This is a genomic window from Mesorhizobium sp. M1078 (assembly GCF_040318615.1).
Taxonomy (GTDB): Bacteria; Pseudomonadota; Alphaproteobacteria; order Rhizobiales; family Rhizobiaceae; genus Mesorhizobium.
On the sequence record NZ_JAMYMP010000001.1, the window covers coordinates 584,536 to 596,544 of the forward strand.

12 protein-coding genes are annotated in these 12,009 nt (G+C 64.1%); 5 read left to right on the plus strand and 7 right to left on the minus strand.

The window, feature by feature from the left end; all coding sequences use genetic code 11:
• Nucleotides 1–10: 10 nt before the first annotated feature.
• Nucleotides 11–1,219, plus strand: coding sequence for a cytochrome P450 (locus NKH38_RS02925; RefSeq protein WP_352758991.1), 1,209 nt, complete (start codon nt 11–13; stop codon nt 1,217–1,219).
• On the opposite strand, the gene NKH38_RS02930 is transcribed toward NKH38_RS02925, so the two are convergent.
• The 4 genes from NKH38_RS02930 to NKH38_RS02945 all read right to left on the minus strand — a co-directional run bounded on the left by NKH38_RS02930 (nt 1,203) and on the right by NKH38_RS02945 (nt 4,691).
• Nucleotides 1,203–2,117, minus strand: a complete 915-nt coding sequence (locus tag NKH38_RS02930) for a glycosyltransferase family protein (protein WP_023691919.1) — start codon at nt 2,115–2,117, stop codon at nt 1,203–1,205. The two genes, NKH38_RS02925 and NKH38_RS02930, sit on opposite strands and share 17 nt — an antisense overlap.
• Complete coding sequence (locus tag NKH38_RS02935) at nt 2,114–2,989, minus strand: alpha-1,2-fucosyltransferase (RefSeq protein WP_023686531.1); 876 nt, start codon at nt 2,987–2,989, stop codon at nt 2,114–2,116. The genes NKH38_RS02930 and NKH38_RS02935 overlap by 4 nt, the downstream gene beginning before the upstream one ends.
• Before the next feature lie 105 nt (nt 2,990–3,094).
• A complete protein-coding gene (locus tag NKH38_RS02940; protein ID WP_023691921.1) occupies nt 3,095–3,454 on the minus strand; it encodes a hypothetical protein in 360 nt (119 codons plus the stop codon).
• 88 nt (nt 3,455–3,542) lie between these two features.
• Complete coding sequence (locus NKH38_RS02945) at nt 3,543–4,691, minus strand: amidohydrolase (RefSeq protein WP_352758995.1); 1,149 nt, start codon at nt 4,689–4,691, stop codon at nt 3,543–3,545.
• A 288-nt stretch (nt 4,692–4,979) separates the two neighbouring features.
• Here NKH38_RS02945 and NKH38_RS02950 point away from each other — a divergent pair, with 288 nt between their 5' ends.
• The 3 genes from NKH38_RS02950 (at nt 4,980) to NKH38_RS02960 (ending at nt 6,635) form a co-directional block, all read left to right on the plus strand.
• On the plus strand, nt 4,980–5,975 hold the full coding sequence (locus NKH38_RS02950; protein WP_023714104.1) for a GlxA family transcriptional regulator: 996 nt from the start codon (nt 4,980–4,982) through the stop codon (nt 5,973–5,975).
• A gap of 68 nt (nt 5,976–6,043) precedes the next feature.
• Nucleotides 6,044–6,325, plus strand: a complete 282-nt coding sequence (locus NKH38_RS02955; protein WP_023669694.1) for a type II toxin-antitoxin system ParD family antitoxin — start codon at nt 6,044–6,046, stop codon at nt 6,323–6,325.
• Between the two features lie 19 nt (nt 6,326–6,344).
• Complete coding sequence (locus tag NKH38_RS02960; protein WP_352759000.1) at nt 6,345–6,635, plus strand: type II toxin-antitoxin system RelE/ParE family toxin; 291 nt, start codon at nt 6,345–6,347, stop codon at nt 6,633–6,635.
• Here NKH38_RS02960 and NKH38_RS02965 read toward each other — a convergent pair.
• Genes NKH38_RS02965 through eglC form a run of 3 tightly spaced genes read right to left on the minus strand, consistent with a single transcriptional unit; the run spans nt 6,622 to nt 11,130 of the window.
• On the minus strand, nt 6,622–7,941 hold the full coding sequence (locus tag NKH38_RS02965) for an HlyD family type I secretion periplasmic adaptor subunit (protein WP_023740859.1): 1,320 nt from the start codon (nt 7,939–7,941) through the stop codon (nt 6,622–6,624). The genes NKH38_RS02960 and NKH38_RS02965 overlap by 14 nt on opposite strands.
• Before the next feature lie 3 nt (nt 7,942–7,944).
• Nucleotides 7,945–9,705 (minus strand): type I secretion system permease/ATPase, encoded by a 1,761-nt coding sequence (locus NKH38_RS02970; RefSeq protein WP_352759003.1) that lies wholly within the window; start codon nt 9,703–9,705, stop codon nt 7,945–7,947.
• Nucleotides 9,706–11,130 (minus strand): endo-1,3-1,4-beta-glycanase EglC, encoded by a 1,425-nt coding sequence (gene eglC / locus NKH38_RS02975; RefSeq protein ID WP_023669698.1) that lies wholly within the window; start codon nt 11,128–11,130, stop codon nt 9,706–9,708.
• 415 nt (nt 11,131–11,545) lie between these two features.
• Between eglC and NKH38_RS02980 the strand changes: the two genes are divergently transcribed.
• Complete coding sequence (locus NKH38_RS02980; protein ID WP_023710837.1) at nt 11,546–11,989, plus strand: SRPBCC family protein; 444 nt, start codon at nt 11,546–11,548, stop codon at nt 11,987–11,989.
• Nucleotides 11,990–12,009 lie beyond the last annotated feature (20 nt).

Consider the following 12,009-nt stretch of genomic DNA (forward strand, 5'->3'; position numbering starts at 1 on the left):
TCGAGCCGTCATGACAGCTCCGCATTTCGATCCGTTCGCGCTCGGCGACCCGTTTCCGCATTTCGCCCGCATGCGCGCCGCCGGCGGCATTGCGCGCGGCGTCGCGCCCTATCCCGAGCTGGCCGACGCGCATTATGTGTTCAGCCATGAGCTGGTGTCGGGCGCGCTGAAGCATCCCGCTCTTCTTCAGGCGCCGCCGGGTACATATGAAGAGGTCCGCCGCAAGCTCGTCGACCATGCGCCCATGGCTCTGCTCAGCCGCTCGGTGCTGCTCGCCGATCCGCCTCAGCATGGCGCCTTGCGCCGGCCGGTCGCTGGCTTTTTCTCACGGCCGGCCATCGAAGCTCTGACGCAAGGTCTTCGCGCGCTGAGCCACGAGCTGGTCGAGCGTGCGCTGGCGGATGGCCGCGTCGACGCCGTCGCCGGGCTCGCCGTGCCGGTGTCCTTCTGGCTGCTGCAGGAAATCCTCGGCATCGAGATCGAGGACCCTTGGGCGTTGAAATCGGTGACCCGCCGCATGGCCAGCGCATTCGACCTGCGAAGAGCGCAGCCGCCGGCAGCAAGCGCCGAGGCCTATCGCGAATGCCAGGCTTTTGTCGAGGAGCGGCTGGCTCGACAGGCCTACCGGCCGGACGGAATGGTTGCCGGCATGGTGCGGGAGGTTGCGCAAGGCCGCTGGTCGCGCGAGGACATGGTGGCCAACATCGTCTTCATGCTGTTTGCCGGACAGGAGACTGTCGTCGACGCTCTCGGCAACGCAATTGTTGCGCTGGATCGCTTTCCCGAACAGCGCGCGCTGCTCGAGCGCGGCGCTGTCGACTGGAGCAGCGCGGCGGCCGAACTGCTGCGCTATGGCGCCTCGGTGCAATACGCCGTCGCCCGCATCGCGGCGCAGGACATCGACCTCGGCGACGTCAGGATTGCGGCTGGCGAAGCGGTCGTGCCGGTGCTCGGCAGCGGCAATCGCGACGATGCCGTCTTCGCCGATGGCGACCGGCTGGACCTCACGCGCCCGCCAACCATGTCGATGACCTTCGGCACCGGCCTGCATGTCTGCCTCGGGCAGCATGTCGCCCGTATCGAGATCGCGGCGATGATAGAAGCCCTGTTCACCCGTGCGCCCGGATGGCGGCTCGATGCCGCAAATGCCGAGCGCCGCGCCTCGATGTCGTTTCACGGCATGGCTACCGCGCCGCTGATCCTCAACCCCGCTGCGTGAAAAGCGGCCGCGTCTGGGGGATGACCGCCGGGTCGAGCGACCTGACGATTTCCGAAACCTTTGCCCGCAAGGCGCCCACCGTCGCATCGTCGAGCGGATCGAGAATATCGTTCTGATCTCTCGATACCCGGTACTCGTCCAGCGACGGCGCCTCGCTCGACGGCGTGAAGCCGCCGCCGCGGGCATGCTTGTCGGCCAGTTCCTGCCTCGATTTCACGGCATAGTGGCGGATCCAGCCGATCTTCCATTCCATCGGCATGGCCGCCGGGTGCTTGTCGAGCGTCATGCCGTCGACCAGCGTCCTGCGCAGCGAGATGCGGAAACCGTGCGGGTGCGGCATGAACTGCCCGGGATCCCGCAGCGCCTTGCGCAGCACCGAGGACACGCGGGCAAACGACTTCTTCCAGCGCGCGGTCGGGGCGTCATGCGTGCCGCGCCTTTGAAACCGCACCGTCACCAGTTCGTCGTCATAGGCCTCTTTGCCGTCGCTGCCGAAATTCACCCAGCGAAAGGCGACGCTGCGCACGCCCGGGCGGCTCAAAAGCGAGCGGACCAGTTCGGCTCCGCTCCAGGGCGGCGCGTCGAGCGGCTCGAGGAACTCGTCGGCGTCCATGAAGCCCAGATAGCGATAGCCGTGGAGCAATGCCTGCCAGTAAAGATAGGAATAGGCCCGCCGCTGCGGCAGCACCGTGTCGTGTCGCCAGTCGACCAGCCGGATCCAGCCGGCATCGCGCAACGCCTGGAGCACCGCCGTCTGCGGTCCGGCGCTGCAGTTGTCGGCGATCATCAGGTCGAAGCCATGCAGCTTGTGCCAGGCGACCCACTCGATCACATAGGGCTGCTCCAGCTTCATGATCGCGCAGATCACCGGCCTGTTGACGGAAAACGGAATTCTCATCGCAACGCTTTCCCCGCGCCACCCGCTGCTGCTTGAGGCTCGACCTGCCGGAACGGGATCGCATCGCCATAAAATGCCGCAAGCTGCTCCGAAGAGCCCGTCCAGTCGCCCATGTCGAACTGGTGGAACCGATAGCGTGGGTCGTCAAGGGGCAGCAGGTCGATATCCGGCCTGATGCACCGGTCGAATATGCCGGCCACCGGCAGATGGATCGTCCGCGCCGAAGACAACCAACCGGCCAGCCAGGAGAAGCTGCTCACCCCCGTGACGAGATGGCTCGCCCGGCGCAGCGTCTCGAAATCGGTCAATGGCGACGCCTTCGGCGCGAAGACAGCATCGGGAAAACGCTGACGCAGGCGCCGGCAATAATCGTTGTCGTCATGGGTCTGGCCGACGAAGACCGGCTTGCGGCCGCTATCCTTGATGAGCGTCTCGAAGAAGCCGAATGGCATCGGGCAATAGTTGCGGTGGAAGCCGTCGAGGATGTCGCCGGCCCGCACATGGATGACGAGAAAATCGTCGCCATGGGTCGGCGCGGCGACGGCACGCCCGTCGAACAGCCCGGAGACCTCGTCCCGGTCATAATAACCCAGCCGCTGCGCGAAGCCCTTGAAGCGGATGCTCCGCGCCCGCCTGTCGCGGAACGCGGCTATGATCCCGTCGAGGTCGTAGCGGTGATAGCCGTCGACCCGAAGCAGCCGGTATTTCCACAACAAAGGCGGCCGCACCCTGGCAATGGACCATTCCGGCAGGTCGGCGTCGCAGACATAGCCACCGGGGATACGCTTCGCCAGCACATGGCAAAACATGTACTGGAACATCTTGTTCGCCATGCCGCCAAACGGCTGCATCACGATGGGCACTTGCCGCATTGGACCCCTTTCGCCAAAGACGGTCATTGTTACCCGAGCTGCGCGGGCCGGTCGACTGGCCTCTGACGCCAAGGGCGCATCATGATCGCCGCCGGCAAGCCACCCTCAGGGGTAATGCGTCGGCTTTGGCGCGTAGATCTTTGGATCGAAGTCCAGATCCCTCGGCAAGGGCAGGCTTGAGCACTGCAAATGCACCTCGCGTGCGAGCAGCCTTCGCTGCTTCTGCTCGTTCTCCTTGATGGCCGCCACGAGGCCCATGCTGTAGGGCCCCAGCACGACGCCGGCGGCCCATCCCGGATGCTCCTTCTCGCGCGCGTCGTAATTCATGGCATCGGTGCGGGCCTGCTGGCATTCCGGCGTCGCCCATTTCGGGTCTTGGGTCGAGAGCGAGGCTCCATACTGGACCGGAGACGATACGCACCCTGCCACTGTCGCAGTCAACGCGACGACCATTGCAATTCTCATCCGCAAGCCCCTCCTAATGTAGGAGGCGACTACAAGACGATTCCAGCGGGAAAAAGGCAGCTTCAGGATGCGGATTTTGCAGGGCCGCTCACCCCAGCAGGTTGCGCGCCGTGCGCATGAAGATCTTCGAACCGATCGGGATCAGATCGTCGGGAAAATCATAATCGGGATTGTGCAATGACGGGGTGCGCTCGCCCGCGCCGAGGAAGAACATCGCCGACTTCGCCTTGTGGCCGAAGATGCCAAAATCTTCCGAAGCGCGCATCGGCAAGGCTTCCTCGCTGCGCGCGACGCCCTCTTCGTCCAGCGCGCGGTTGAGATGTTCCACCGCGTCTGGAGCGTTGACGCTGGCGACGAAGATCTCGTGATAGTCGCAGCGCACGGAAAGGTGGTGCTCGGCCGCGATCCTGGTGGCCAACGCTTCCGCCGCCGCGACCAGTTCCGCCATGCGCTCGTCGCGCCTTGTACGCAGCGTCGCCCACACCTCGGCGTGAGCAGGCGCGATGCCGAATACGGCCTCGCCCATCGTCGCATGGGTGACGGTGACCATGCTGAAATCATCGTCGGCAAAGGTGCCGCGGCCGAGCGCCGGCAGCAGCGGCATGAGCTCGCTCACCGCCAGCATCGGCGACACGCCGGTTTCGGGCATGGAGGAATGCGCGGTCTTGCCGTCCAGCACGATGCGGATGCCGCGCGAGGCGCAGTTGACGACGCCGGGCTTGAGACGCACCTCGCCGAACGGCACGCCCGGCAGATTGTGCAGCGAGAAGGCGAAGTCCGGCGCGATCTCGCCAAAGCGTGGATCGGCGACGACGCCGGCCGCACCATTGCCGGTCTCCTCCGCCGGCTGGAACATCAAGACGACGCGGCCGCGGGCCGGCCGCTCACGCCCGAGCTGGCGGCCAAGTGCGGCGAGGATCGCGGTGTGGCCGTCATGGCCGCACATATGCGATTTTCCCGGCACCTGCGAGGCATGCTCGACGCCCGAAAGCTCCTCGATCGGCAGCGCATCGATCTCCGAGCGGAACAGCACCGTCGGTCCCGCCTGGCCGCTGTCATAGACCGCCGCCACGCCATGACCGCCGAGGCCGGTCAGCACCTTGTCCGGCCCTGTATCGGCGAGGAAGCCGACGACTTCCTTGGCGGTCTTTTCCTCTTCGTTGGAGATTTCCGGCTGCTGGTGCAGCTTGCGGCGCCATGCCGTCAGCTCGATGATATCGCGATTGGTGAGGGTCATGGTTGGGCTCCGCTTTGGTGCTGCAGGTTACACAAACACGATAGGGTTTTTCTCACGCCGTGCCATACTGATCAATTCCACTAGTCCATCTGCCTGTCTTGTGTGAGCGTAGATGACGACATCCCATGACCACCACACAACCCAGAGAATTTCCAGCTCCGCACTGAGGCCGTCGATCTCATCTCCGACATCCGGTGGCTTCTCCTGAAAAGCGCCGCGTGCTCGCCTGTGCGACATCTTTCGCGATAATTGCTTCCATCCACCCGAAGGAACGGTTTCGGAGCAACAATGGCCAGGCGGTTTGCGTTTCTCTTGGTTCGCGACTTCACGCTGTCGCCGCTGTCGCTGTTCATCGACACGCTGCGGCTCGCCGGCGATGAAGGCGACCGCAGCCGCCGGATCGAGTTCGACTGGGAGATCGTCGGCGAGCGTGGCCTGCCGATCCGGGCGAGTTGCGGTGTCGAGTTGCTGCCGACCAAGGCGATCGGCAATCCGCAGGAGTTCGACAATGTCGTCGTGGTCGGTGGCCTGCTCGACACCAACCGCAGCCTCAGCTCCGAAAAGGAGGCCTTTCTGTTGCGGGCGGCCGAAAAGGGCGTGCCGCTGACGGCACTCTGCACCGGCAGCTTCGTGCTCGCGCGCTACGGTCTGCTCGATGGCTACAGTGCTGCCGTCAGCTGGTTTCACATCAAGGATTTCCGCAGCCAATTCCCTGATGTGAACGCCCATGCCGACAGCCTGTTTTCCGTCGATAGGGGCCGCTCGACCTGCGCCGGAGGCACGGGTGCGGCCGACCTTGCCGGCCATTTCGTGTCGCAGTTCATCGGCCGCAAGGCTGCGGAAAAAGCCGCCAAGATCCTCGTGCTCGACCGCATCCGCTCGAGCCTGGATGTGCAGCCCGTCGGCGATCTCTTTCCGGCCGCGTCGAGCCGAGCGGTGAAACGGGCGCTGCTTCTGATGGAAAGCAATCTCCAGGAGACGCTGTCGGTCGCCGAGATCGCGGGCCGATTGCAGTTATCCCGGCGCCAGCTTGAGCGGCTGTTCGGCGCCGAGCTCGGCATCGGCCCGATGGCCGCCTATCTTGCGCTGCGCGTACATCAGGCCAAGTCGCTGCTGGAGGGGAGCGACTTGGCAATCGGCGACATCGCCTACCGCTGCGGTTTTCCCAATGCCGGCCATTTCAGCCGTGTCTTCCGCCATCAGACCGGTATCACGCCGACCCATCTCAGGCATCCGAACCGAATGTCCGGTGTCTTTGCCGACGGCAAGGGGAGCGGTCCCTAAGCCTATATTGGGGCGTGCGATCTCGCCGTTGGTATGATAATATCATACCAACCTGATAGGAGGGATCGATGTCCGCCACCGAAAAACGCACCTTCAGCCTGCCGGCCGAGCAGGCTGCTTTCATCGACCAGCTCGTTCGGTCCGGCACATACGCGACCAGCAGTGAAGTGATCCGCGCCGGTCTTCGCGCATTGCAGGAACGCGACGCCGCCGTGGAGCGCTGGCTGCGTGAGGAGGTCGCGCCGACCTATGATAGGTGGAAGGCAGACCCCTCCCAGGCCATCCCGGCCGACAAGTCTTTTGACAGCATCCGCGCACATCACGCAGCTCGCCTCAAGGGGAACGTGTGAGCGCCGGCATGTTGTCCTTTTGCCGGAAGCCCAGACGGACCTGTTATGGATATACGATACGGTCGCTCACGCATCCGGCAACCTCACCGCCCTTCGCTACATCGAGCGGATCGAGCGATTTTGCCTGGGTCTCGACTATGCCTCGGAACGCGGAACCCTAAGGGATGATGTGCGGCCGGGGCTTCGCATCGTTGGCTTCGAGCGCCGCCTGACTGTGGCCTTCACCGTAGAAGGCGACCAGGTGGTGATTCTCAGGGTGTTCTACGGCGGCGTCAACTGGGAGGACGAGTTGGCGCCTATCGCTCCGTGAACGCCCGCGCGAACGAGTCCAGCATCGGCCGCGCCAGATATTCGAGGAAGGTTCGGTCGCCGGTGCTGATAAACGCCTCGACCGGCGTTCCCGGGTAAAGCTGCTCGGCTTTCACGCCCTGCGGCAGCGTGTCGGTGATCTTCAGCCTGGCGCGGAAATACGCCTCATGCGTGGTTTCATCGATCAGCCGGTCGGCGGAAATTTGCGTCACCGTAGCCGGGACCTCAGGGGTGAGGCGCGCGTTCAGGGCGGACAGCCTGAGCTTCGCCGGCTGGCCGACGCGAACCAGGTCCACGTCTTTCGGCCGCAGCTTCGCGTCGACGATGAGGCCCGACGCGGTCGGCAGGATCTCCATGATCTTCTGCCCCGGCGCAATCACGCTGCCTTTGGAGTTGTAGATCGAGGATACCACGATGCCGGCTGCCGGCGCCTTGATCGTCGTGCGCCCCAGCACCGCCTCGGCTGCGGTGATCTGTTCGCCGATGTCGGCCAGGCTGGTGCGAACCTCGTCGAGCTTGGTCAGCGCGTCCTCGACGCGCTGCGTGGTCGCGCGCTCGACCTGCGCCTGGGCTTCGACGATCTGCGTCTTGGTCGCTGCGATATCCGCCTCCAGCGCGCCGGCCTGGCCGACCAGATCGGCCTCGCTGCGCAGAAGCTGCGAATATTCGCTGCGGTTGGTGAGACCCTTGTCGAGCAGGCCGGTCTTGATGCCGAGTTCCTTCTTCACGATCTCGGCCTGTTGCTGGATGGCGAGTTTCTGCGCCTCCAGTCCCAGCGCCGACTCACGATGCATGGCGACGCGCTGCGCCAGGATCGACTGCTCGGAGCGGAACCGGGCGAGCCTGGCCTCGAACTCCTTCTGCTGTTCGTGCACCAGATTGTCGAAATCGCGCTGGAACGGCGCGGGTGCTGCTTCGGCGATCGGCGCCAGCCTGTCCGATCCGTCGCGCTCGGCCTCAAGTCGCGCGGCACTTGCCCTGAGCGCGATCGTCTGTCTGGTCAGCCGGTTGAGGTCGGTCTCGGCCGCCCTGCGGTCGAGCAGGACCAGCGGTTCGCCTTGTTGCACGCGGTCGCCTTCATGCACCAGCAACTGCTCGATGATGCCGCCCTCGGGGTGCTGGATGAGGATGTTGCCGCCCGTCGCCGAGATCGTGCCGGAGGTGATCACCGCGCCGGAGAGCGGCGCGTTCGCCGCCCAATGGCCGAAGCAGCCGACGAAGAGCGCTATGGCCACGTAGCCGACGACGGCCATGCGGCGGAAGTCGGTGCGCGGTCGACCTTCGAAGGCGAGGCTCTGCTGCATCATCGTCTATGACCCGAAGCGGACGCTGTGCGGGCGCACGGTCGGCACGAACGAGCCTGTCACCACCGCGCTCCCGGCCTTGCCGGCCGCCGGTTGCCTCAGCACCTCGCTCGCAGGGCCGAAAGCTTCGACCATGCCGTTGCGCAGGACCATGACGCGGTCGCAGGCCGCGGCGATCGAAGGGCGATGCGTGATGACGACTGTCGTGACGCTTACACTTCGCGCGGCCGAAAGCATCCCTTCGAGCGCCGCCTCCCCACTGCCGTCGAGATGGGCGTTGGGCTCGTCCAGCACCAGCATGCGTGGCTTGCCGTAGAAGGCGCGCGCCAGCCCTATCCGCTGGCGCTCGCCGCCCGACAGCACGGTATGCGACGGGCCTATCATGGTCTGATAGCCGTCGCGCAGCGTGAGAATCAGCTCATGCGCCTCGGCGCGCCTGGCCGCTTCGACGATCGCGGCGTCATCGGCGTCGGGTTCGAAGCGGGCGACATTTTGCGCGATCGATCCCGGGAAAAGCTCCACCTCCTGCGCGAGATAGCCGATATGCCTGCCAAGCTGGGTTTCGTCCCAGCTCCTCAGGTCGGCGCCGTCGACCCTGACCGCGCCGCCGGTCGGCTGCAGCGCGCCCACAAGCAATTTCGCCAGCGTCGATTTGCCGGCCCCGCTCGGGCCGACGATCGCCACCGCTTCGCCGGCGCCGATGGCAAAATTCAACCGCTTGAGGATGGGCTCAGTGCCGAAAGCCGCAGTCGGCGCGATGAAGAACAGATCCTGCACCGAAATCGCGCCCAATGGATCGGGCAGTGCGAGCTTGCGCCCCTGCGCTGGTTGCGCCGCAAGGGCGGTGTCCAGCCGCTTCCAGCATCGCGTGGCGTCGACGATCTGCCGCCAGGATCCGATCAGCTGGTCGAGCGGCTGCAGCGCGCGCGACGACACCAGCGACGAAGCGAAGATCATGCCGGCGGTCATCTGCCCCTGCAGCACCAGCCACGCGCCGGCGCCGAGGATCGCCAGTTGCAGCATCATGCGCAGCGCCCGCGACGTCGCGCTGAAGATCGCATTGCCGCTTCCGGAACGGTCATGCAGGGTCAGCGCCTCAGCAACGTGCTGTCCCCAGACCGCGGCGGCATTTTGCACCATGCCCATGGCGCGCAGCGTGTCGGTGTTGCGGGCGAAGGCCTGCTCCGCCTGGCTGGCCACCGCCGAGCGTTCCGCCGACATGGCATCGTTCCTGCCGATGGCAAGCTGGTTGGCCACGACCAAGAGAAACAGCAGCACGGCGCCGGCGAGCGTCAGCCAGAACAGGACGGGATGGATGAAATAGAGCAAGGCCAGGAAGACGGGCGCAAACGGCAGGTCGAACAACACCGCCACGCCGCGCGACCTGATGAAGGCGCAAGTCGTGGCAAGGTCGTTCAGCGGCGACAGCCCGCTGCCGGCATGTCTGGCGCCAAGCGAGGCGGCGAATGTCCGCGCGCCCAGTTTCTGGTCGACGGTGGCCGCAACACGTTGCGCGTAGATGGCGCGGACCGCGTCCAGCAGGCCGAGGAAGGCGAGCGCGAGGACCGCCATGGCCGAGAGATAAAGCAGCGTCTCGACGCTGGAGGACGGCAACACCCGGTCATAGACCTGCAGCAGATAGAGCGGGATCACCAGGAGCAGGATGTTGATCAGCAACGAAAAGATGCCGATGTCGGCGATGCCACGCAGGAAGACCGGGCGCAGGCCGATGGCCGCATCGCTGAGTGGCGCGCGGTCCCGTGACATCTAGACGGCGTGCTCGGCTGTCGTGCTCAGATGGCTCTGCTGCAAATCGTTCAGCGTATAGGCGTGGATATAGTCGATCTTCATTTGCGCGGGCGTCGCCAGATGGTCGGGCGGCGCGCCGGCTTGACCGCCGACCGCAAGGTCGACCAGCATATACATGGGCTTGTTCATATCGGACGGCGTCGCCGCTTCCGCGACCTGGACGCCATCATAGGTCCAGACCAGCTTGTCCGGCGTCCACAACAGGCCATAGGTGTGATAGCCGTCGGTGTTGGAGACATTCACCGTCGACCCGACCGTGGTGTGGGTTCCCGTCTCATTTGTGTGCGCGGTCATGAGAAGCGCATTCGGGTTCTGCCCATACATTTCGATCACGTCGAGTTCCGGGGGCCATGAACCGTCTTCGGGCAGAAGCCAGAAGGCCGGCCACGCGCCGGCATTTTCCGGGAGATCGGCCCGCATTTCGAAATAGCCATAGGTCTGCGAGAAGGTGTCGTGCGTCGTCAGTATGCCGGAAGTGTATTCGTAATTGTTGATCAGCGGCTTGATGTCGTCGGGCGCATGCGCCGCGGTTATGGTGAGCACGCCGCTTGCGACGCTGAACGGATGGACCGAGCTGGTCGGCGCATAATTGGCGTCGATATACCATTGCAGCTCGCCGTTCTGGGGCTGCGAGCTGCCGTTCTGCGCCCCCCACCAGAAATTGGAATCCCAGATGCCGCTCTGGCCGTTCCACAGGCTCAGCGTGTTGAAATCGTCGTTGAAGGACAGCGTCATGCCGGTCTTGTCGATCGGCAGCTCGAACTGGCCGGGCTGAAACTTGTCGATCGTGGTGTTGTGGAACACCAGCACCTCGCTCGAGCCGAGGTTCAGCTGCACGTTCGATCCCACCTGGACCATATTGGCGTGGACGGCCTCGAACGAGGTGAAGGCATAGCCGTTGAGGCGCACCGTGTCGGTCGCGCCGAAATCGGAGATAAGGTCGCTGCCATTGCCCTTGGTGATGATGAAGGTGTCGGCGCCGGCGCCGCCGATCAGCACGTCATTGCCCTTGCCGCCGTCCAGCGTCTGGCTGCCAGCGCCGCCCGTTATGATGTTGTCCTGAGCATTGCCGAAGGCATAGTGGCCGTCGCCGGTGACGACGAGGTTCTCGAAATTGGCGGGCAGCTTGTAGCTCATCCAGGTATCGATCGTGTCGACGCCCGCGCCGTAGTTCTCGACCGCTTTGTTGATCGTCGAATAGAGATGGTAATAGTCGTCGCCCGCGCCGCCATACATGGTGACCTTGACGTTGGTGTCGCCCCAGAAGGAATCGTTGCCCGAGGTGCCGTAGCGGTAAGGCGCGCCTCCAGTCGCCGAGAACCAATGGGTGGAAGCGCCGGTATAGGGAAGTGGAATGCCTTTGGCGTTGAGGACTGTGGTCATTCCGACACTCCTTGCGCGTGCTGCCTTGGTCGTTCGACAACCTTCGAGCGACCATTCGGATCAACTCTTAAATTGATCCGTCGTTCCAGGGAATCATTCTATAGTACACCGAGGAGATCGTCGCCCATCATTTAATAGATAATGCCGAAGGCGTTAAGCTGATCCTAATACAACTTTGTAGGAGAGACTTACAATTTTAATAAATTGTGAGATCCGCGCCGAAAAGTTAGGCAACCTGTCAATGATGCATGCAATTTGACGCGACACGACCGCCTGCCTGAGGCGGCGACTCGAAGTCGCGGGCGGATGGCTGCCGGCAAAGGGCTCAAGAAAATTTGACAGGCTATGTCGGACCGGGTGAGGTTCACCCGTCCTTGGGGCATCGAACAACGAAACCACAAAGGATACCGAAGAGATGCCAAGCACCGTACGTTTGCACCGCGTTCTGACGACCAGCCCGGAGAAGGTCTACCGCGCATTCACAGAAGCCGACGCGCTGGCGAAATGGCTTCCGCCGAACGGCTTCACTTGCACCGTGCACAGCTTCGACGCGAAAGTCGGTGGCGCCTTCAAGATGTCGTTCCGAAACTTCACGACGGGCGGCAGCCATTCCTTCGGCGGCGAATATCTCGAACTCGTTCCCGGCGAGCGCCTGCGCTACACCGACAGGTTCGACGACCCCAATTTGCCCGGCCAGATCGAAGTGACCGTGCTCATGAAGAAAGTGTCGGTCGGCACGGAACTCGACATCACGCAGGCCGGCATTCCGGACGTTATTCCGGCCGAAGCCTGCTATCTCGGCTGGCAGGAGTCGCTGCGCAATCTGGCAAAGCTCGTCGAACCCGAGATCAATCAGTAGAGCCCATCGGATCGGCGGCG